At 72.7% G+C, this 22089-nt stretch carries 15 protein-coding genes; 2 read left to right on the top strand and 13 right to left on the bottom strand.

Annotation, left to right across the window (positions count from 1 at the left end; all coding sequences use genetic code 11):
• Positions 1-8 precede the first annotated feature (8 nt).
• The 10 genes from ACFQBR_RS01360 to ppdK all read right to left on the bottom strand — a co-directional run bounded on the left by ACFQBR_RS01360 (position 9) and on the right by ppdK (position 14013).
• A complete protein-coding gene (locus tag ACFQBR_RS01360; RefSeq protein WP_344176202.1) occupies positions 9-941 on the bottom strand; it encodes a carbohydrate ABC transporter permease in 933 nt (310 codons plus the stop codon).
• A 4-nt stretch (positions 942-945) separates the two neighbouring features.
• On the bottom strand, positions 946-1869 hold the full coding sequence (locus tag ACFQBR_RS01355; protein WP_267945942.1) for a carbohydrate ABC transporter permease: 924 nt from the start codon (positions 1867-1869) through the stop codon (positions 946-948).
• 11 nt (positions 1870-1880) lie between these two features.
• The gene (locus tag ACFQBR_RS01350; RefSeq protein WP_344176200.1) at positions 1881-3224 is read right to left on the bottom strand and encodes an extracellular solute-binding protein; all 1344 of its coding nucleotides are present in this window, start codon (positions 3222-3224) and stop codon (positions 1881-1883) included.
• Between the two features lie 83 nt (positions 3225-3307).
• A complete protein-coding gene (locus ACFQBR_RS01345; protein WP_267945944.1) occupies positions 3308-4744 on the bottom strand; it encodes an L-fucose/L-arabinose isomerase family protein in 1437 nt (478 codons plus the stop codon).
• A gap of 9 nt (positions 4745-4753) precedes the next feature.
• Positions 4754-5446 (bottom strand): L-ribulose-5-phosphate 4-epimerase, encoded by a 693-nt coding sequence (locus ACFQBR_RS01340; RefSeq protein ID WP_267945945.1) that lies wholly within the window; start codon positions 5444-5446, stop codon positions 4754-4756.
• A complete protein-coding gene (gene araB / locus ACFQBR_RS01335) occupies positions 5443-7164 on the bottom strand; it encodes a ribulokinase (protein WP_344176198.1) in 1722 nt (573 codons plus the stop codon). The genes ACFQBR_RS01340 and araB overlap by 4 nt, the downstream gene beginning before the upstream one ends.
• 40 nt (positions 7165-7204) lie before the next feature.
• Entirely contained in the window at positions 7205-8221 is a 1017-nt protein-coding gene (locus ACFQBR_RS01330) for a LacI family DNA-binding transcriptional regulator (RefSeq protein ID WP_267950471.1), read from the bottom strand.
• A gap of 202 nt (positions 8222-8423) precedes the next feature.
• Positions 8424-9677, bottom strand: a complete 1254-nt coding sequence (locus ACFQBR_RS01325) for a deoxyguanosinetriphosphate triphosphohydrolase (RefSeq protein WP_344176196.1) — start codon at positions 9675-9677, stop codon at positions 8424-8426.
• Positions 9678-9727: 50 nt separating this feature from the next.
• Positions 9728-10879, bottom strand: a complete 1152-nt coding sequence (locus ACFQBR_RS01320; RefSeq protein ID WP_378551767.1) for a YdcF family protein — start codon at positions 10877-10879, stop codon at positions 9728-9730.
• 437 nt (positions 10880-11316) lie between these two features.
• A complete protein-coding gene (gene ppdK / locus ACFQBR_RS01315) occupies positions 11317-14013 on the bottom strand; it encodes a pyruvate, phosphate dikinase (protein WP_344176192.1) in 2697 nt (898 codons plus the stop codon).
• 553 nt (positions 14014-14566) lie between these two features.
• Between ppdK and trhA the strand changes: the two genes are divergently transcribed.
• On the top strand, positions 14567-15241 hold the full coding sequence (gene trhA, locus ACFQBR_RS01310) for a PAQR family membrane homeostasis protein TrhA (protein ID WP_267950472.1): 675 nt from the start codon (positions 14567-14569) through the stop codon (positions 15239-15241).
• Between the two features lie 382 nt (positions 15242-15623).
• Here the strand turns inward: trhA and ACFQBR_RS01305 are convergent, their stop codons facing one another.
• From ACFQBR_RS01305 to ACFQBR_RS01295, 3 genes are all read right to left on the bottom strand, one after another.
• On the bottom strand, positions 15624-17012 hold the full coding sequence (locus tag ACFQBR_RS01305) for a glycine--tRNA ligase (protein ID WP_267945950.1): 1389 nt from the start codon (positions 17010-17012) through the stop codon (positions 15624-15626).
• A gap of 177 nt (positions 17013-17189) precedes the next feature.
• Positions 17190-17486, bottom strand: a complete 297-nt coding sequence (locus ACFQBR_RS01300) for an antibiotic biosynthesis monooxygenase family protein (RefSeq protein ID WP_267945951.1) — start codon at positions 17484-17486, stop codon at positions 17190-17192.
• Between the two features lie 139 nt (positions 17487-17625).
• Entirely contained in the window at positions 17626-21324 is a 3699-nt protein-coding gene (locus tag ACFQBR_RS01295) for a CDP-glycerol glycerophosphotransferase family protein (RefSeq protein ID WP_344176190.1), read from the bottom strand.
• Positions 21325-21664: 340 nt separating this feature from the next.
• On the opposite strand from ACFQBR_RS01295, the gene ACFQBR_RS01290 reads away from it, so the two are divergent.
• Entirely contained in the window at positions 21665-22036 is a 372-nt protein-coding gene (locus tag ACFQBR_RS01290; RefSeq protein WP_267945953.1) for a DUF6703 family protein, read from the top strand.
• The last annotated feature ends 53 nt before the right edge of the window (positions 22037-22089 follow it).

Raw genomic sequence — 22089 nt, 5'->3', positions numbered from 1 at the left:
GTGGGGGGTCATCCCTTGATCCCGGCGCCGGCGACGCCGGTGACGATGTTCTTCTGGAAGAGCAGGAACACGAGGAGGAGTGGAACCGCTCCCAGGACGGCCGAGGCCATGACCTGGGCGTACTGCACCCCGTACTGCCCGGCGACGGTGCCGAGCCCCACGGGGAGCGTCATCATCTCCGGGTCGGTCGTCACGATGAACGGCCACAGGAAGTTGTTCCAGGCGCCGATGAAGGTGAAGATGCCGACCGCGGTGAGGACCGGTCGGGACAGGGGCAGGACGACGCTCCACAGGATGCGCGCCGGACCGGCCCCGTCCATCCGCGCCGCGTCCTCGTACTCGCGGGGGACGGCGTCGAAGAACCGCTTGAGGATGAACACGAACACCGGCGCGACCACCTGCGGCAGGGCGACGCCCCAGTAGGTGTCCACCAGGCCGAGCTGGGTCATCAGGACGAACTGCGGCACGATCAGGGTCTGCGGCGGGATGAGGATGCCCCCGATGACCAGTGCGAACAGCCACCCCCGGCCCCGGAAGTCGAACCGGCTGAACCCGTAGGCGGCCAGCACGCACAGGACCAGGGTGAGCACCGTGACGATCACGGTGGTCACGGTGGAGTTGACGGCCCAGCGGACGAGGTCGCCCCGGGCCAGCACCAGCCGGTAGGCCTCCAGCGTGGGCTCGGCGATCGACCAGGTGACCGGCAGGAGCGTCGTCTCCCCCTCGGGCTTGAGCGAGGTGTCGATCGCCCACAGCAGCGGGAGGAGCCAGGCGAGCGCCGCCAGTGCGGCGACCGTGTACAGGGCGGCGGAGCCCACGGTGACGCGGGGGAGCCGCCTGCGGGGGGCGGGGCCGCGGCTGCTCGGCCGTCCGGCGGGGGGCCGGGTCGCCAGGGGCCGGGCTGCGGAGGGCGGGACTGCGGGGGGTCGGGCTGCGGCCATGGCGTCAGGCCTCCTTCCGGGAGAAGAGGCGGAACTGGGCGACGGAGGCCGCGATGACGATGACCATGAAGACGTAGGCCATCGACGAGGCCAGGCCGATGCGGAGCCCGACGAACCCGGAGTCGTAGATGTACTGGATGGCGGTGCGGGTGGCGAAGTTCGGGCCGCCCGACGTCATCAGGTAGATCTGCTCGAACACGCGGAGCGACCCGATCAGCTGGAGGACCGCGATCAGTGCGGTGGTGCGCGCCAGCAGCGGGAGCGTGATGCGGCCGATCCGCTGCCAGGCCCCGGCCCCGTCGATGGCCGCCGCCTCGTAGACGTCCCCGGGGATCGACTGCATGGCGGCCAGGTAGAGCAGGTAGTTGAACCCGACCTGCCACCAGGCGGTGGCGACGACCACGGAGACCATCGCGGTGCCCTCGCCGAAGAGCCACTCGGGGCCCTCCACGCCGATCCGGCCCAGCATGCCGTTGAACAGGCCGAGGCTGGGGTTGTACATCCAGCCCCAGATGAGCGTCATGACCGCGACCGGGAGCACGAACGGGGCGAAGAAGCCGAACCTCAGGAACCAGCCCAGTTTGCGGGCGTGGTCGGTCAGCAGGGCCAGGGCGAGGGCGAGAGCCACCATCAGCGGCACGCTGAGCACGGTGAAGACCAGCGTGTTCCACAGCGACTCCCACATCGCGGGGTCGGTGAGGCTCTCGGCCCAGTTCTCCAGGCCGACGAAGGAGGTCGGCCCGCCGGCCAGGCTGCGGTCGGTGAAGGTGTAGCCGAACCCGACGATCGCGGGCCAGAGCAGGAACACCAGGTAGAAGGCGAGGAAGGGCAGTACGAACCAGAGCCCGGTCCGGGCGGCGGGTCGGCGCCGCACGTCGGGGAGGTCCGTCCGGCCGTCCGGCGGGGCCGCCGGGGCACGAGTGGTCACGGGGTTCCTCCCTACACCGGTGAGGGGACGGCGATCAGGGTGCGGATGGCCCCCTTGAGCTGGTCCAGGGCCTGTTCGGGGGTCTGGGTGCCCTGGTGGAGGGTGGTCAGCGGGCCGGTGGCCTCCTCCTGGAGGCGCCCGGCCGAACCGCTGAACCAGGCCTGCGGCTCGAACTGGACGTTCTCGGCGGCCTCGGCGTACTCCGACTGCGGGTGCAGGGCGTCGTAATCGTCGCTCTCCACCACCGGCAGGTAGGCGGGGATGTGTCCTCCGGCCGCCCAGGTGATGCTGTGGCGCAGCATCCAGGCGGCGTACCCGACGGCGGCGCGGGTGCGCTCGGGGTCCCTGTCGCGCTGGTGGGGGAACACGTAGCAGTGCGAGTCGCCGCGGGTGCGGTTGTTGCCGAACACCGCCGGGAACTGGGTCGCGGTGAACTCCGTGCCCGCGGCCTCCAGGGTGGGGATCTCCCAGTTGCCGTGGATCATCAGCCCGGCCTGGCCGTTGGCGAGGTTGGCCGCCGTGTCGGCGAGCATGGAGTGCCTCGGCGACAGCCCCTCCTCGGAGAGCCGGTACATGACCTCCATGGCGGCCAGCGCCTTGTCGTCGTCCAGCTCGAAGTCGTCCTCGCCGATGACGAGGTCGCCGTCCTGCTGGCGGTAGAGCGCCCAGAAGTTGGGCCAGGGGGCCCAGGTGTCGACGGACAGGCCGTACTCCCCGGTCGCGCCCTGGATCTCGCGGAGCAGGTCGAGGTAGCCGTCCAGCCCGGAGACCTCGACGAGCCGGTCGTCGGCGTCGAGCACGCCCGCCCTGCGGCACACGTCGAGGTTGACGAACTGGATGAGCACGTGGGTGTCGATGGGGATCGCGTACAGCTCCCCGTCGAAGAAGCACTTCTCCCAGATCCGCGGGAGCACCACCGTGTCGTCGATCCCCGCCTCCGCGAGCATCACGGGGTCGATCGGGTCGAGGAGCCGCCCGGGCGCCAGGCTCTCCAGCCGGGACACGTGCACGGTGGCGATGTCCGCGCCGCGCCCGCCCGCGGCGCCCATCGCGACCTTGGTGTAGAAGGGGGAGCCCCACGTGAAGGTGGTGGCCCGGAAGTCGACGTCGGGATGCTCGCGTACGTAGGCGTCGTGCATCTCGATCATCCGCATGCCGTCCCCGCCCGCGAACAGGTTCCACTGGCGCAGGCGGGTCCTGCCGGAGAGCAGGGCCGGGGAGGGGCCGCACCCGGCGGCGGCCAGGCCCGCGGCGGCGAGGGCTCCGGCGGCGAAGGCCCGGCGGCCGGGGCCGCGCGGGGCCGGGTGTTCGGGGGGAACGGGGGGTTCGGGGGATGCGGGGGGTCGGACGCGCATGGTGTTCTCCTTGCGCCGGGGGGTGGGGAGGGCCCGGCGGGCCCTCCCCGGGAAGCGGGCGCCTCGGCGCCGCGGGTTCCGGGTCAGACCCGGACGTACTCGATGCCGGCGAGCGAGCAGAGGACCTTCCAGTCCTCGGCCCTCGCGCCGGTGTTCATGACCATGTGGTGGGTGCCGCCGGACCTGAGCCAGGCGTCCATGCACGACCGCACGCCCGTCTCCGGGCGGAACTGTCCGTAGGGCATCTCCAGCGACGGCAGCCCGGGCGCGTCGATCACCTCGCCCTCCGCGACCACCAGGCGGAAGTCCTCGCCGCCGAGGAAGACCAGGGAGGCGAGGGTCGCGGGGCCCGGCCGGTAGCGGAAGACGATGGTGGGCGGGTCGTCGAGGCCGCCGATCCCCAGGGGGCGCTTGATCAGCCGGACGGGCTCGTCCTCGCGCGCGATCCGCCAGTTCCCCTCGCCCATGTGGCTCATGAGGACGGAGTCGCTGGGGAAGTCCATGGCGTACATCTCGGTGAAGTGGCCGTCCCCCGCGAGCTGGTGCCCGGCGTAGACGATCGAGGCGGCCAGCACGTCGCCCTCGCCGGCGAACCCGTACCCCTTGGCCATCAGGGTGGAGGCCGCGGCCATCGGCAGCCGCGCGAAGCGGCCGTCCTCGCCGATGGCGTCGAAGTGGGTGGAGTAGGCGCCGGCGCCCCGCTCCTCCAGCAGCCTCTCGATGCCCAGCTGCATGCGGGCGTGGTCCTCGCGCTCCTCCTTCGAGAGGCGCCCGTCCACCTCGAAGGCCCCGTCCTCCCAGGCCATGAGGTCCGCGACCTCCTCCCCCGGAATCTCGGCCATCGTCCGGTGGAGGGAGCCCGGCGCGATGACCTCGACCTCCGGCCCGAGCTTGCGCAGCAGCGAGCTCTCGTCCACCCGGGCGTCGCCCATGCCGTTCATGGGATAGCCGAACACGCCGACCCGGAGGCCCCGCAGCGCCGTGACCGCGCGGGCCGCCCTGGCCCAGCGGTCGATCCTCCCGGCGAACTCGGGGCTCTGCCACTCGCCGGTGACGACCTCGAAGGGGAGCCCCGCGCGCACCATCGCGTTGGCGGTGTCCTGGGCGCCGTGGATGCCCTGGTTGTAGGTCATGTCGTCCATGTCCCAGGACGGGGAGACCGCGGGATCGGGCTGGATGTTGGCCAGGGCGATCGGCAGCCGGGCCCCGCCGAACATGCGGGTGACGCGGAGGGAGGGCCCGTAGGTGAGCATGACCACGAGGACCCCGTCGAGGTCCGCGTCCTCGAACGCGCGCATCGCGCGCTCCGCGTCCGCGCGTCCGCGCACCGGAGGGGCCACGGTCCACTCGGCGACGCCGGAGAGCTTCTCGGCGACCCGGCCCGCGTAGGCGGCCTGGTGCTCGGTGATGCCGGGGATCATGTCGTCGTAGAGGGGCTGCATGATGCCGAGGAGGCCGATACGGGGCGCACGGGTCCCGACGGGCGCGTGGGCAGCGGCCGGGGGCGTGGGAAGGGGCACGATCGTTCCTTACTGGCCGTAGACGTTCTGGTACCGGTCGTGGAGCGCGTCGATGTGCTCCTGGGGCAGGCGTTCGAGGGGGCCGCCCTGTCGGGCGATGTGGACGGTGCGCGCGACGTCCTCGCACATCACCGCGGCCTTGACCGCGGCGCGGGCGGAGGCGCCGACCGTGAACACGCCGTGGCCGCGCATGAGGACGGCCGGGGAGCGGTGGCCCCGGAGGGTGGCGACCACCGCCCTGCCGATCTCGTCGCCGCCGATGAGGGCGAACGGTCCCACGGGGATGTCGCCGCCGAACTCGTCGGCCATCGCCGTGATGACGCACGGGATGGGCTCCCCCCGTGCGGCCCAGGCCGTCGCGTACGCGCTGTGGGTGTGCGCGACCCCGCCGACGTCGGGGCGCGCGCGGTAGACGTGGGCGTGGGAGGCGGTGTCGCTGGAGGGGGACCGGCCCCCCTCGACCACCCGGCCGTCCAGGTCGCAGACGACCATGTCGGCGGGGGCCAGGTCGTCGTAGGAGACCCCGCTGGGCTTGATCACCATGAGGTCGGCGCCGGGGACGCGGGCGGAGACGTTGCCGCTGGTCCAGGTGACCAGTTTCCAGCGGGGCAGTTCGGCGTGCAGCGCGCACAGGTGCTCGCGCAGGCGCTCCACCTCCGCCCGGTGCTCGTCGGGGACGGTGCGGGCCGTGTCGGCGGTCATCGTGTTCCCTCCTCGGTGCCGTTCCCCGCGGTGGCCAGGGTGGCGTTGCGGATGGCCCGGAGGCGGCGCAGGCTCTGGCTGCCGCCCCGGCCGAAGTGGTCGTGGAGCTCGGTGTAGACCTCGAAGAGGTCGTCGTAGGCCGCCGCCCTCGCGGGATCGGGGTCGACGGTCTCCTCCCGGACCCGGCCCATGGCGGCCGACGCCGCGTGGATGTCGGGGTGGGCGCCGGCCGCGACGGCCGCGTGGATGGCGGACCCCACGGCGCAGCTGTACTCGGAGGCGACCAGCCTGATCGGGCGGTCGAGCACGTCGGCGTAGACCTGGAGCACGAACGGGTTGCGGACCATGCCGCCGCCCACCGTGAAGTCCTCGACCGGGACCCCGGCGGCCTCGAAGGCCCCGATGATCGTGCGCGTGCCGAAGGCCGTGGCCTCGACCAGGGCCCGGTAGACCTCCTCCGGCCTGGTGGCCAGGGTCATCCCGACGAGCACGCCGGACAGGTCGTGGTCGACCAGGACCGAGCGGTTGCCGCTGTGCCAGTCCAGGGCGACGAGGCCGTGGCCCCCGACAGGCGCCCCCGAGGCCCGCTCGGAGAGCAGGTCGTGGACGGAGAGGCCGCGTTCGCGGGCCTCCTCGTGGTAGGCGGGCGGCACGTGGGAGTCGGCGAACCAGGCGAAGATGTCGCCGACACCGCTCTGGCCCGCCTCGTAGCCCCAGGCGCCGGGGGTGATGCCGCCGAGCGCCAGCCCGCACATGCCGGGGACCTCGGCGAGGACGTCGGAGTTCATGACGTGGCAGGTGCTGGTGCCCATGATGGCGAGCATCCGGCCGTTGCCGGTCGTCCGGGCCGTGGCAGCGGTGACGTGCGCGTCGATGTTGCCGACCGCGACGGGCAGCCCCTCGGGCAGGCCCGTCCAGGCCGCGGCCCGGGCGGTGAGGCCGCCCGCGCGCTCGCCCAGCTGGGAGAGGGGGTGGGCGAGCTTGTCCCGGACGAAGCCGGCGAAGCGCGGGTCGAGGGCGGCCAGGAACTCCGCGGAGGGCCAGGCGCCGTCCTGGTGGATGCCCTTGTACCCGGCGGTGGCGACGTTGCGGGTCTCGCGTCCGCACAGTTCCCAGACGATCCAGTCGGCGGCCTCGATCCAGCGGTCGGCGCGCGCGTACGCCTCGGGGTCCTCCCGCAGGACCTGGAGCGCCTTGGCGAACTGCCACTCCGAGGAGATCCGGCCGCCGTAGCGGGCGAGCCACGTCTCCCCCCGCTTCTCGGCGAGGGCGTTGATCTCGTCCGCCTCCGGCTGGGCGGCGTGGTGGCGCCACAGCTTGGGCCACGCGTGCGGGCGCCCGGCGAGGTCGGGGAGCTCGCACAGCGGGGTCCCGTCCGCGGTCACGGGCAGGACCGTGCAGGAGGTGAAGTCGGTGCCGATGCCGACCACCTGCCCGGGGTCGGCGCCGGAGGCCCGCAGCGCCTCCGGCACGGCCGTGCGCAGGACCTCGCGGTAGTCCTCGGGGCACTGGAGCGCGGTCTCGGGGGCCAGCGGCCCGGAGGAGGCGGGCAGGTGCTCCGTGATGACGCCGTGCCGGTAGGTGTGGGCGGCGGAGCCGAGTTCGGCCCCGTCGGCCACCCGGACGACGACGGCCCGGCCGGAGAGGGTCCCGAAGTCGACGCCGATGACGACCGCGTCGGGGGACGGCTTGTTGTTAGCGTTAACATTCTCGCGCACAGGGGGTTCCTTCCGTGGAGGAGGCGCGTGGGACGGGCGGTCAGGGGGGAGGCGGCCCGCTGCTGCCCCGCTGCCTCAGTTCCGCCGGGACCACGCGTCTCCCGGCCCCGGCGGGGTCGGCCGAGCCGGTGCGGCCCGCCCCGATCTCGCCGAGGAGCAGCGCCAGGCTCTCCCGGCCGACCTGGGCGAAGTCCTGGTACACGGTGGACAGGGACGGCGTGAGGTACTCCGCCTCGGGAATGTCGTCGAAGCCGACGACGCTGACGTCGCCCGGCACGCCCAGCCCCGCCTCGTGCAGGGCGCGCAGGACCCCTATGGCCATCTGGTCGTTGCCCACGAAGATCGCGGTCACCCGCTCCCCCGCGGCCCTGCGCCCCACCAGGGCGCGGCCGAGGTCGTAGCCGGACCGGGGGCTCCAGTCGCCCTGGAGCGGTTCCGGGACCGGCGCGCCCGCCTCCTCCAGGGCCCGGCGCCATCCGAACGCGCGGGCCTCGGACTCCAGCCAGAGCGGGTCCCCCTCGATGTGGTGGACCGTGTGGTGGCCGAGCGCCAGGAGGTGGCGGACGGCCTCCTCGGCCCCCTGGACCTGGTCGACGCAGACGACCGGGAGGCCGGAGCCCTCGCCGCCCTCGACGGCGACCAGCGGCAGGGGCCCGGGCAGCGAGGCGAGGGCGTCGACCAGGCCCCTCTGCGGGGCGATGGCGATGCAGCCCTCGACGGACTGCTGGATCAGGAAGTCGGCCGCGGCGACGACGCCGGCCGGCGACACGTCGTCGAGGCTGACCATGCTCAGGAAGTAGCCGGCCTCGCGCGCGGCCCGCTCGATCCCCGCCAGGGTCTGCGCCGGGCCGAAGAGGGTGGTGTCGAAGGCGAGGACGCCGAGCACGTTGGTGCGGCGGGTGACCAGGGCCCGCGCCGTGGAGTTGCGGTGGTAGCCGAGTTCGTCGATCGCCCTCTGCACCCGCAGGACGGTCTCCTGGCGGACGTTGGGGTGGCCGTTGATGACGCGGGACACCGTCTGGTGGGAGACACCGGCCAGTCTGGCGACGTCCGCCATGACGGGGGTGCGGCCACCGGGGGGGTTCACCTGAACGACACCTCCGGGAATCTCAGGGGAAATGTGACGCGGACAACATTGTTAGCGTTAACATACGAGGCGTCAACCCCCCTGCCCGACCGAATCGTCGGCGAGGCCCCGTCGGGAGCCCGCAGGCCCTTCCGCCCCGGAGGCTCCCCGGCCCTCCGGGACCCCTCTCCCTTCAGCCCACCAGACGGGCGTGCAGCGCCGTCGCGGAGGTGTCGGTGAGCGAGGCGACCTGGTCGACGACCACGCGCAGCGCGGCCGCGTCGCCGGACGCCTCGGTGAAGGCCGCGCGGAACTGCGGGTCGAGGCCGTCGGGGGCGCTCTTCCAGAGTGCGCCGACGAGCTCGGTGATGAGGCGGCGCTCCTCCGCCTGGTAGGCGATGGCCTCGACGCGGGACATCACGAAGTGGGCGGCGACCGCCTTGAGCAGCGCGCACTCCAGGAGGGCCCGGCGGGGCACGACCAGGTCGGCGCCGTAGCGCGTGAGCCGCCCCTGGCCGTGGGCGGCGCGGGTGGCGTGCTCGGCCGCCCGGCAGAAGCGGCCGATGAGTTCGCTGGTGAGGTTCTTGAGTGCGGCTAGGGAGGCGAGGTCCCCGGTGAACTCGCTCGGCCACACGGGCGCCGCGAGGAGTTCGGCGAACACGTGGTGCAGCTCGGCGGGGTCCGCGTCGCAGTAGTAGGCCGCGGCGAGCCGGACGACCTCGGCGCGCTCGTCGGTGCCGCGCAGGGCGGCCATGTCGACGAGCCCGGCGTGCAGGGCGTCCTCGACGTCGTGGACGGAGTAGGCCACGTCGTCGGCCCAGTCCATGACCTGCGCCTCGAAGCAGGTGCGGCCGGGGGGCGCCCCCCGGCGCAGCCAGGCGAAGGTCTCCGTGTCGTCGGGGTAGCAGTTGAACTTGTGGGTGTCGGGCCCCTCGCCCCGGAGCCACGGGTACTTGACGGTGGCGTCCAGGGTGGCGCGGGTGAGGTTGAGCCCCGCGCTGAGCCCGTCGGGGTCGATGATCTTGCCCTCCAGCCGGATGAGCAGGCGCAGGCTCTGGGCGTTGCCCTCGAACCCGCCGCAGGCGGCGGCGGCCTCGTCCAGGGCCCGTTCGCCGTTGTGCCCGAACGGGGGGTGCCCGAGGTCGTGGGAGAGGCAGGCCGCCTCGACCAGGTCCGGGTCGCAGCCCAGCGCCTGGCCGAGTTCGCGGCCGATCTGCGCGCACTCCAGGGAGTGGGTGAGGCGGGTGCGCGGGAAGTCGCTCACCCCCGGCTGGACCACCTGGGTCTTGGCGGCCAGGCGCCGCAGGGCGGCGCTGTGCAGCACCCTGGCCCGGTCGCGCTCGAAAGGACCGCGGGCCCGGTTCTTCCGGTTCTCGCGCGCCTTGCGCTCGGTGTCCGCCGACGTGTAGCCGTCGGCTCCGCTCTCGCCTCGGGGGTGGTTCGTCATCGTGTGCGACCCTACTTCCCAGCAGGGACCAAACACGCCTTCCGCGCTGGTCAGGCAGCGTTGACGCGGATGTCGCTGCTGTCGTTGAAGATCCAGTAGTACCAGAGCGAGGCGGTTTCCCTGGTGATGTACCAGAGCTGGGTGCGCCGCTCGATGACGGCCGGCCCGGAGCGCGAGGGCGACGTGCCCGCCTCGATCCCGAAGTCGGCGGCCATCCGCTTGGAGCGCAGGCTGTGCCAGGGGTCGGAGACCAGGACCGCCGTCTCCCAGGCACGGTCCTCGAACACCAGGGAGACGGCGCCGATGCTCTGGAGGGTGTCCCTGCCCTCCTCCACGGCGATGATCTGGTCGGCGGGGATGCCGACCTCGACCAGCCAGTTCTTGCCCGCGGCCGCCTCGGTGAAGTTGTCGCCCGGCTGCTTGCCCCCGACGGTGACGATGACGGGGGCGACGCCCTCCAGGTAGAGGACCTGGGCGTGCCTCAGCCGGGCCTCGAACACGGGCGAGGGGACGCCGTTGTACTGGCTGGCCCCGAGGACGACGATGGCGTCGGAGGCGACGCGGTCGTCCTGGCGGGCCGTGTACCAGACCCAGCCCCAGGTGCCCGGCGGGACGGCCAGCGCCACGAGCAGCAGGAGCGTGACGATCCAGCGCAGGCGGACGGGACGCCGCTTGCGGCGGCGCGGCCGGGGAGCGGGGCGCGCGGGGCGTCCGCCCCGGGGAGGGGGAGGGGGCTCCTCGTCGAAGGGCCCGTCGGGCCCTTCGACGGACGGTTCGGCGGCGGGGGCGCTCCGGCCGGGGCCCCGGGGCCGCGGCCGGTCCCTGACGAAGCGCCGGGTGAAGGCCGCCCCGGCGGGAGCGTCCTCCGCCGGGGCGCCGTGGAGGTCGTCGGAGGCGGGGTCGGGCCGGTCGAACGCACGGGTGCCCCCGTCGTCGGGCGCGCCCCCGGGGTCGGGGGGCCCGGGGCGGGCGAACTCGCGGGTGGCGGGGTCGCCGGACGCGGCGGGCCCCGCCCTGGTGAACTCGCGGGTGGCCTCGCCGTCCGCACCTCCGACGCCGTCCCCGGCCGCCTCCGCCGGAGGGGCGGGGACAGCGGTGAAGTCGTCACGGGAGAAGACCCTGGTCGACTCGTCGTCTGAGGAGGGGGCCGTGACCGGCTCCTCCCACGGCTCGTCGCCGCGGCCGTCGTTCGCCGTTCGCACCGGCTCACCTCCGCACAACTTCTCTGAACAGGGATCCTGCTACCCGCTGGGACGGCCCGTACCGGCCGGTGGTTCGCGGCGGCACGGGGTCGGGCGAGCGGGAGCGGGGGTGGTGTCGGCGCGTCCCGCCTCCGCGTGTGGGGGGAGGTGGGAGCGGCGGCCTTACCGGCGGCCAGAATACATCACGAAGAGGTCACAGCGGGCGTCTCGGGACCCCACCGTCGGCAGGGTCGAGTCTAGGGCGTTCTCTGCGGCCGGCGGCCCTCCGGGGAGGGTGGTCCCCGGTCGGTTCCCGAGTCGGCGCCGGACGGTCGTCCTGCCGACGCCGGGTCGTCGCCGGGGAACCCTTCCGGCCGGGGCGCGGCGCCGGCCGCTTCCCGGCCCCCGCGGGGGGAGGGGGTGCCCTCCCCCCGCGGAACCGCGTCCGGCCCGGGGCCTCAGCCCGCGGTGCGCCCGGCCGCGCGGCCCGCCTCCAGGCGGGCGACGGGGACCCGGAACGGGGAGCAGGAGACGTAGTCCAGGCCCACACGGTGGAAGAAGTGCACCGAGGCGGGGTCCCCGCCGTGCTCGCCGCACACCCCGAGCTTGATGCCGGGCCGCGCCGCGCGGCCCTCCTCCACCGCGATGCGGATCAGGCGGCCGACGCCGTCCACGTCCAGGGACTCGAACGGCGAGACCCCGAACACGCCCTTCTCCAGGTAGGCGGAGAAGAACGAGGCCTCGACGTCGTCGCGGGAGAAGCCCCACACGGTCTGGGTGAGGTCGTTGGTCCCGAAGGAGAAGAACTCGGCGTTCTCCGCGATCTCACCGGCGGTCAGCGCCGCGCGCGGCAGCTCGATCATCGTGCCGACCGGGAAGTCGAGCTCGACCCCGTGCTCCCGCTCCACCTCCCGCAGCACCCTCAGCGCGTCCTCGCGGATGATCTCCAGCTCCTGCACGGTGCCGACCAGCGGAATCATGATCTCGGGCCGGGGGCGGCCCCCCGCGGCCATCCGGTCGACGGCGGCCTGGGCGATGGCACGCACCTGCATGGAGAACAGCCCGGGGACGACCAGGCCGAGGCGCACGCCGCGCAGGCCCAGCATCGGGTTCTGCTCGTGCAGCCTGTGCACCGCCTGGAGCACCCGCAGGTCGTTCTCGTGGCTCTCCCCGCGTGCCTCGGCGACGGCCACGCGCACCGACAGCTCGGTGATGTCCGGGAGGAACTCGTGCAGCGGCGGGTCCAGCAGGCGGACCGTCACGGGCAGCCCGTCCATGGCCTCCAGGATCCCGGCGAAGTCCTCGCGCTGGAGGGGCAGCAGCTCCGCGAGCGCGTCGCGCTGCTCGTCCTCGGTGTCGGCGAGGATGAGCCGCTCCACCAGCTGGCGGCGGTCGCCGAGGAACATGTGCTCGGTGCGGCACAGGCCGATGCCCTGGGCGCCCATGCGGCGCGCGCGGGCGGCGTCCTCGGCGGTGTCGGCGTTGGCGCGCACCCGCATGCGGCGGGCCGCGTCGACGTAGTGCATGAGCCGGTCGACGGAGCGCACGAGGTCGTCGGCCTGGTCGGAGGCCGGGTCGATCTCGCCCTCGAAGTAGCGCACGACGGGCGAGTCCACGACGGGCACCTCGCCGAGGTACACCTCGCCGCTGGTGCCGTCGATGGAGATGACGTCGCCCTCCTCGACCACCTCGCCGCCGGGGGCGGTCAGCCGCCGGTTCTTGGTGTCCACGTCGATCTCCTCGGCGCCGCAGACACAGGTCTTGCCCATGCCCCGGGCGACGACGGCCGCGTGGGAGGTCTTGCCGCCGCGGCTGGTGAGGATGCCCTCGGCGGCGATCATGCCCTCCAGGTCGTCGGGGTTGGTCTCCCTGCGGCAGAGGATGACCTTCTCACCGCTGCGCGACCACTTGACGGCGGTGTAGGAGTCGAAGACCGCCTTGCCCACGGCGGCGCCGGGAGAGGCGTTCATGCCGTGGCCGATGCGGCGGACGCCGGCCCCGGCCACGGCCGCCTCGTCGAAGCGGGGGAACATCAGCTGGGCGAGCTGGTCGCCGGTGACGCGCTGGACGGCCTCGTCCAGGGTGATCATGCCCTGGTCGACGAGCTGGTCGGCGATGCGGAAGGCGGCCGCGGCGGTGCGCTTGCCCACCCGGGTCTGGAGCATCCAGAGCTTGCCGCGCTCGATCGTGAACTCGATGTCGCACAGGTCGCGGTAGTGGTTCTCCAGGGTGTCCATGATGCCCATCAGCTCCGCGTGGCTCCGGGCGTCGATCTTCTCCAGGTCGGCGAGGGGCACGGTGTTGCGGATGCCGGCCACCACGTCCTCCCCCTGGGCGTTCTGGAGGTAGTCGCCGTAGACGCCCGGCTGGCCGGAGGCGGGGTCGCGGGTGAACGCGACGCCGGTACCCGAGTCCATGCCGAGGTTGCCGAAGACCATGGCGCAGACGTTGACGGCGGTGCCGAGGTCGGCGGGGATGCGCTCCTGCCGGCGGTAGAGGGCCGCCCGGGGGGCGTTCCAGGAGTCGAAGACCGCCTTGACGGCGAGGGCCATCTGCTCCCGGGGGTCGGAGGGGAACGGCCGCCCGGTCCGCTCCAGGACGATGTCCTTGAAGCGCCCGACGAGCTCGCGGAAGTCGGCGGCGTCGAGGTCCAGGTCGTCGGTGGTGCCCTTGGCGGCCTTGACCTCCTCGACGGCCTCCTCGAAGAGGTCGCCGTCGATGTCCTGAACGGTCCTGCCGAACATCTGGACGAGGCGGCGGTAGGAGTCCCACGCGAAACGCTCGTCCCCGCTCCGGGCGGCGAGGCCGACGACGGACTCGTCGTTGAGGCCGATGTTGAGGACCGTCTCCATCATGCCGGGCATGGAGAACCTCGCGCCCGAGCGCACGCTCACCAGGAGCGGGTCGTCGGCCTGGCCGAGGCGGCGCCCCATCGTCCTCTCCAGCTCGGCGAGGTTGGCCTCGACCTCGGCGTCCAGGCCCTCGGGGACGCTGCCGCGCGAGAGGTAGTGGCGGCACGCCTCCGTGGTGATCGTGAACCCGGGGGGCACGGGGAGTCCGAGGTTGGTCATCTCGGCGAGGTTGGCCCCCTTGCCGCCGAGGAGATCCTTCAGGTCCTTGTTGCCCTCGGTGAACGTGTAGACGTACTTGGCCACGGGGGTCTCCCTCGATTCTCGACGGCTCCGCGGTGGATCGGCGCCTGTGCCCGGATGGGCGCGACTCTATCCACACTGCGCATCATCACCCCTTCATGAACCACCATTTGACAGCATTCCAGCAGGTCAAGGACATTAGAGAGGTCTATACCAATGGTTCAGCCCAGGAATGCCGACCGCGACCCCCCGACCAGGGAACGCACACCCCGACAGCCGCGGACCCCCTGGTCACAGCCCCGCGCTCGCCCGGCGAGGCGCTCCCCTCCCGCCCCTGCCGCCCCGGGGGCGCACCCGACCAATCCCGCGCCACACCTTCCACCGGAGGCCGCTGTGCCACGCGACACAGGCTTACCGGCAAGTAACCTACGCCTCCGTAAGTTAGGCTGGGCAAGAGGCCCGCAGCGGCGCGGACCGCGGGACGGAGGGGAACAACGTGTCGGAGGAACGGACGCGGAGCAACGGCAAGGGCGGCGCGGGGGCCGGGGACGACGGGCCCGGCGGACACAGCACCGGAGCCGCGAAGGGCGGCGGGGAGCCCCAGGGCGACGCGTCCATGCCGGAGAGGGCCGTCAGCGCGGCCGGAGACTTCCTGGAGGCGGTCAAGCCCAGGCTCCGGGGCTGGCTCCACCTGGGGACGGCGCCGCTCGCCCTCGCCGCGGGCATCGTCCTGGTCGCGCTCTCCCCCACCGTGCCGGCCCTGCTCGCCAGCGCCGTGTACGCGCTCAGCTCGGTGCTGCTGTTCAGCACCTCGGCCGTCTACCACGTGGGCCGGTGGTCGCCCCGCGCACAGAAGGTGCTGCGGCGCCTGGACCACTCGAACATCTACCTGATCATCGCGGGCACGTACACGCCGTTCATCGTGCTCGTCCTCGACGGCACCCTGCGCACGGCGATGCTGGCGCTGGTCTGGGGCGGGGCCATCGCCGGGGTCGGCTTCAAACTCCTGTGGCTCAACGCCCCGCGCTGGCTGTCCACGGCCCTGTACCTGGCCATCGGCTGGGTGGCGGTGCTGTTCATCCCCGACCTGGTCCACGGGACCCATCCGGCGACGTGGATCCTCATCCTCGTCGGCGGGGTCCTGTACAGCGTCGGCGCGGTCGTCTACGGGCTCAAGCGGCCCAACCCGGCGCCGCGCTGGTTCGGCTTCCACGAGATCTTCCACTCGCTGACCATCGCGGCGTTCGTCTGCCACTACATCGCGGTGTCCTTCGTCGTCTACACGACCTGAGGCCCGGCCCCGGGGGCGACAGGACCGCCGCAGCGGTCCGGACCGGTGGAGGGGGTTCCGGCCTCCTCGGCCCGTGGGAGCGTCGGTCGGACCATATCCACGTCACGATTCGCTCACGCGGTAGGACAAGCAGGATGAAATGCGCCTTTATCTCCGGCGGCCTGGCGCTACGTTGAGAACCGGTTCCCCCGGCCGTGTGCGGCCGGAGGAACCGACGAGACGGCCGGAGACCACATCCCCCCGGGTCCGGCCGTCTCACCGCACTCCCCCGCTCGTACGAGCACTGCGCCCGCTCCCCCCGTGGGGGGAGCGGGCGCAGTGCTCTCACGTGCTCGCGGGCTCGCAACGGGGCTCGGCGCGCACAGGGGCGGGCCCGCGGCGGTCAGCAGCCGGGCAGGCGCTCGAACAGGTAGGTCTCCACCCTGTCGAGCGAGACCCGCTCCTGGGACATGGTGTCGCGCTCGCGCACGGTCACCGCGTCGTCCTCCAGGGTGTCGAAGTCCACCGTCACGCAGAACGGGGTGCCGATCTCGTCCTGGCGGCGGTAGCGGCGGCCGATCGCACCGGCGTCGTCGAACTCCACGTTCCAGCGCTTGCGCAGCGCGGCGGCCAGGTCGCGGGCCTTCGGCGACAGGTCGGCGTTGCGCGACAGCGGCAGGACCGCGGCCTTCACCGGGGACAGGCGCGGGTCCAGGCGCATGACGGCGCGCTTCTCCAGCTTGCCCTTGGCGTTGGGCGCCTCGTCCACGTTGTACGCGTCCAGCATGAACGTGAGCACCGCCCGGTCGACACCGGCCGCGGGCTCGATGACGTAGGGGATGTAGCGCTCGTTGCTCTCCTGGTCGAAGTACGACAGGTCGACGCCGGACGACTCCGCGTGCGTCTTCAGGTCGAAGTCGGTCCGGTTGGCGATGCCCTCCAGCTCGCCCCACTCGCTGCCCACGAAGTTGAAGCGGTACTCCACGTCCACGGTGCGCGTGGAGTAGTGGGACAGCTTCTCCGCGGGGTGCTCGAACAGGCGGAGGTTGTCCTTGGCGATGCCCAGGTCGACGTACCACTGGAAGCGGGTGTCGATCCAGTACTGGTGCCAGTCGGCGTCGGTGCCGGGCTTGACGAAGAACTCCATCTCCATCTGCTCGAACTCGCGGGTCCGGAAGATGAAGTTGCCGGGCGTGATCTCGTTGCGGAACGACTTGCCGATCTGGCCGATGCCGAAGGGCACCTTGCGGCGTGCGCTCTGCTCGACGTTCTTGTAGTTGATGAAGATGCCCTGCGCGGTCTCCGGGCGCAGGTACGCCAGGCCCTTCTCGTCCTGCACCGGGCCCAGGTAGGTGCGCAGGAGCCCGTTGAACATGCGCGGCTCGGTGAAGGAGGACTTGGCGCCGCAGTTGGGGCAGGCGATGGCGGCGAGGCCGTCGGCGGGCTCGTGGCCGTGCTTCTCCTCGTACGCCTCGACGAGGTGGTCCGCACGGAAGCGCTTGTGGCAGGACTGGCACTCGGTCAGCGGGTCGACGAACGTCGACACGTGGCCGGACGCCTCCCAGACCTCGCGGGCCAGGATGACGCTGGAGTCCAGGCCGACGATGTCCTCCCGCTCCTGCACCATCGAGCGCCACCACTGGCGCTTGACGTTGTTCTTCAGCTCGACGCCGAGGGGGCCGTAGTCCCAGGCCGCGCGCAGACCTCCGTAGATCTCACTGGAGGGGTAGACCAGACCTCGGCGCTTGGCGAGGTTGACCAGTGCGTCCATTGCCTCTGACTTGGCGGCCATGGGTGACTCTCCATCCGGCTGGCAGTCGGTGGATCGCGGTTCGCGATACATCGTCGTGTGGGAAGCGGTACGCGCGCCGAAACCGGGGAGTGGCACCGTCGGACGCCCGCGTCCACCCAGGCTAGAGCACCCGGCAAGCCCTCGCACACCGTATGTGCACGGGCAGGGGCGCGCCTCTCAGGCGGGGGCGCCGCCTCCGGCGACGATCTCGTACGCGCTCGGCTCGTCGATGGCGCGGGAGAGCAGGGGGACCGCGTTGACCTTGACGTCGAAGTCGGACAGCGCCCGGCGGTAGAAGCCCGCGCCGTCCCACTCGGTGACCACCGTCCACAGGCCGGGGTCGTCGGCGGCGCGGCCGAGGCGGTGGCCCCGGAAACCGGGGCGGCGGGAGAGCGCCTCGACGGCGGCCGCGGCATCGGCGCGGAAGGCGTCGAGGTCGGCCTCGGGAACGGAGTAGCGGGTGATGACGATCACGGCACCATTGTGTCCCACCCGGGGAGTGCCCGGGTTGCCGCCCTCCGCCCGCGGGCGGAGGGCGGCCCCTCCCCGGGTGCGGCCACGGGCGTCCCGGCGGCCGGGGCCGCCGGGACGCCGGGGGCGGCGCCGGCCCGGGTCAGCCCTCGCCGAAGACCCGGTCCACGACCCGGGCCGCCGCGTGCCCGTCGTCGAGCGGGCAGAACCGGTCGACGAAAGACCGGTAGGACGGCTCGGCCCGGCGCGCCACCTCGTCGATGTCGAGGAGCGCCCCGATCACGTCGTCGGACCCGGTCAGCAGCGGGCCCGGCGCGGTCTCCTCGAAGTCGAAGTAGAAACCGCGCAGGTTGTCCCGGTAGCCCTCCAGGTCGTACGTGAAGAACAGCATCGGACGGCCGGTGTTCGCGAAGTCGAACATCATGGACGAGTAGTCCGTGACGAGCACGTCGGTGACCAGGAAAAGCTCCATGATCTCCGGGTACAGGGACACGTCGTGGACGAAGCCCTCGCCGACGATCGGCACGCTGTCGACCACCCGGGGGTGGCGCCGCACCAGGAGCACGTGGTCGTCGCCGAGCTTCTCGTACATCCGGCGCAGGTCCAGGTGCAGGTCGAGCTTGTGCTTGCCGCGCGTGTAGTACTTGTCGTCACGCCAGGTCGGCGCGTACAGCACCACCTTCTTGCCCTCGGGGAGGCCGAGGCGCCGCCGGGTGCGCTCCGCGATCGCCTCGCGGTCGGGCGAGAAGAAGATGTCGTTGCGCGGGTACCCGGTCTCCAGGACCTCCCCCTCGAAGCGGAAGGCGCTGCGCAGGATCGGCGTCGCCCACGGGCTCGGCGAGACCAGGTAGTCCCACTGCCGGGTCTCCCAGGCGAGCTTGTCGAAGTAGTCGCGGGACTTGCCCCGGATGTTCTCGATGTCGAAGCCGATCCGCTTGAGCATCGAGCCGTGCCAGGTCTGCACGACCACCTGGTCCGGACGGCGGTGGAACCAGGTCGGCTGGCGGGAGTTGGTGACCAGGTACCGCGTGCGGGCCAGCGCCTCGTAGTACTCCCGGCCCCGGTGGCGGACGGGCGCCAGGTCGTCGGGGAGGCGGACCTGCCCGTCGGCCACCAGCCACGACATCGGGTAGTCCGCCCAGCGCCCGCGGCCCCGGAGCTCCGCGTAGAGGCTCTGGGGGCTGTCGGAGTACTGGCGGCCGGTGTAGGTGTCGAAGAGGATGCCCTCGTCGACCGGCTTCTCCCGCTCGGCCGGGTAGAACGTCTCCCTCAGCTCGCGCTGGGCGAAGCTGCCGCGCTCGGCGGGGCGCAGGTCGCTGCCGACCCGGAGGACGGGGATCCCGCGCCCCTGGTAGGAGAGCTTGTAGGAGCGCTCGCTCGTCTGCATCTCCAGCGGCAGTCCCGTGATGAGCGCGTCGGAGAACTCCACCCCCACGTCCGTGGGGCCCTCCTCGGAGCCCTCCGCCGTGCCGCCCCGGACCCGGCCCCACAGCTGGTAGGTGCCCACGGGCAGGGACAGGTCCCCGGACAGGGTGGGGACGTCCGCCGGGGAGAACCTGGCCCCGAACCGGTTCCCGGAGCGCTCCACCCGCAGCCCGTGCTCCTCGTCGCGCCCGCGCGCCTTGGCGACCAGGCGCAGGTCGGTGCCGGCGGGGAACTCGCCCTCCAGGACGAGTGCGCGCCCCTCCCAGCGGGCCCCGTCCACGGTGGGCCGGGCGTGCCCGGCGCGCAGTCTCAGGTAACCGGTGGCGCCGCGCCGGACGACCAGCTCCTGGAGGGTGTCCTCGGCCGCGTAGGCGGTGGTGGCGACGTCGTCGGACATCACCAGGGGGACGGCCTGCCGGTCGGGGGTGACCAGGTGGACGTCCCACTCCTCCTGGCGGATCACGCCTCCGCACTCGCTGACGCTGCGGTCGAACAGCTCGTCGGCGCGGACCCGGGCGCTGAAGCGGCCGGCGTGCACGGTGACGGGGTGGGTGAGCGCCGCCGTGCCCGGCCTGCGGGTCAGTCGCAGCTCCGTGGCCTCGGCGGCGGGCGCGGACAGCAGCTCGCCCTCCAGCTCCAGTTCACCGGTACGGGGGTCGAAGCGGTGGGAGGTGACGCGGGCGCGGGCCTGCTCGACCCCCACGACCAGCTGCCGGTCCTTGTTCCAGTACGGGCGGACCCAGAAGTCCTCGTCGACCTGCTGGTATCCGGGGCGCTCGGGCGGACCGGAGACGGGGCCGGACAGGAACTTGCGCCGGGTGATGCCGCGGTTGAGGACGACCAGCTCGACCTTCCAGTCCCCGGGCTCCCAGCCGCCGGCGGACCGCAGCCGGCGCGGGTCCAGGACGAGGTCGAAGCCGCCGTAGTCGTGGCGGGCGGCGTCGATGACGTCGGGGAGCTTGAACTCGGCGGCGAGCCGGGTGCGGACCGGGATGCGCACCCGGCGGTGGGTGGCGGTGTTGACGGCGAACGCGACCACGTGCTGCTGCCAGCGCCTGCGGGCCCGGAGGTGGCGGATGCCGACCCTGCCGCTGATGTGCAGGCGCCCGGCCTCCCAGCGGACCTCCTCGGTCTTCTGGCGGACCCGGATGTCCTCGTCGAGCCGGTACACCTCGCGGGGCACGGCCTTCTCCGGGTCCTCGGACTCGAAGAAGGGGTACCTGATGTAGTAGCCGAGACCGCGCCGGACGACGGTGGCCTTCTTGATCTCGACGCTCTTGGCGAAGGTGGCCACCTCCAGGACGTCGGCCACGCGCCGCTTGCGCACGAGGTGGTACAGGAGGCGCGCGAGGACGCCGAGTCCTCGCAGCTGCTGCGCGGGGACGTGGTCCAGGAAGTCGTTGAGCAGGTCGACCGCGGTCTCGCGGGCGTCGTCCTCCGCGTCGTCCAGCCTGAGGAGCAGGCTGTGGAGCTCGCCGTTGAGGAGGGTGCGGTCCCACAGTTCGCGGTCGGCGGTGGCCAGGCCCGCGGCGAGTTCGCCCATGGCGCGGATGCGGCGTTCGAGGACGTCCTTCTCCAGCGGGAGCCGGGCGTGCTCGCGCTCGCGCATCAGCAGGACGGGGCCGGGGAGGACGTCGACGGCGGTGGCGGCGAGGGCGGCGCGGCGCAGGCCCAGGTCGGCGTCGTCGGGGTGGAGGCCGTGGTCGGGCAGGGACTCCCAGAACCCCTTGCGCCAGAGCTTGTTGCCGAGTGTGGGGTCCGCGGCCAGGCCGGGGACGTTCCGGGGGTCCTCGGCCAGGCGGTTCCTGCCGCAGTAGCGCTTGTGCGCCCTGGAGGGGGAGGCGCCGAGCTCGTTGAACTTGTACACGTTGCCGACGACCAGGTCGGAACGGCTGTCGGCGGCGCTCTTCACGAGGTAGGACAGGGCGTAGCCGGTGAGGGCGTCGGAGCCCTCCAGGAAGAGCAGGTGGCTGCCGCCGGCGGCCCCCGCCCCGCGTGCGCGCGCGGTCGGCCGGTCGGGGGCCGGGTCGCCGCCCAGGAGTACGGCCCTGAGTCCGGGCGGCGGGGACTCGGCGAACGCGGCCGCCGTGGCGAGCCCGTCCTCGCTGACGGACTCGACGGCTTCGTCCCCCTGGTCGCCGTCCTCGGCCGGGACGTCGGGGTCGGCGTCCTCCGCGGCGTCCTCGTCGCCGCCGTCGGTGTCCGGCCCCGGGGAGGTGGACCCGGCGTCGGCGGTGCGGGGGCGGTCGCCGTTTCCGGCGCGGATCGGGACGAGGACGACCTCGATGTCCGTGGGCGGCTCGGGAGCCGCCTCCCCGACCCGGTCACCGCTCTGTTGGCGGCTCAGGGAGTCGAGGCAGTTCTGCAGATGTGGCTCGGTGACGTCGAACGTCACGATGACAGTGGGTTCGGGCACGGAAGTTGACACCCTCCGGAGGGTTCGTTGCCGTGGGCAACGCGCGGGAACCGTCGGCGCGGGCCGCGTTTCTCAGACGACGAATAACTACTGAACGTAGGGGATGCGCGACCAAAAGTGTGCCTGGACCCGCTCTGCGGCGCGCTGCACGGGTCGGGGGAGACGTGCGGCCGCGGGGGCCGCGCCGGAGCCCAGCGGCGCGCCGGGGCCCTGCACTAGGGTCAGAGACAGAAGTATCACAGGCCCGGGGGCCCGGCGCCCACCAGCGCGGGGCGGGTGACCCGGGCGAACGGCACGAACCCCCTGTCGTCGGCACGACCCGGAAGCGGATACGGACAGCATGGCCCCTCCTGAGCACGGTGACGAGAAGCGGCGCGGCGACGGGGACCTCCCCCGCCCCGGGGAGCGGGCGGGCGGCGCCCCCGGCGCGGGACGCCTGCGGCGCGAGGTGGAGGAGCGCAGCGCGGTGCCGCTGGTGTGGTTGCACCAGCGTCCCCGCTGGCTGGCGCCGCTGGTGCTGGGAGCGCTCTTCCTCGCGGGGCTGGCGGCTCCGGGGTTCGTGGGTGCGGTCTGCCTTCTGCTGGTGGCGGTGTTCTTCGTGTGGCTGGCGTTCTTGACCTGGCCCTCCCTGACGGGTCAGCAGAAGGTGCCGCGCGTGCTCATGGTGGGGGTCGTCCTGGTGCTGGCGGTGGCGAGGACCCTGGGTTTCTGACCGGGGCCCGTCCTCACGGCACCTCTGTCACATTTTGACAATCATTTTCGTTT

The sequence above is a fragment of the Nocardiopsis tropica genome (genome assembly GCF_042660575.1).
Classification (GTDB): domain Bacteria; phylum Actinomycetota; class Actinomycetes; order Streptosporangiales; family Streptosporangiaceae; genus Nocardiopsis; species Nocardiopsis tropica.
This window is presented reverse-complemented; position numbering and strand designations above follow the sequence as displayed.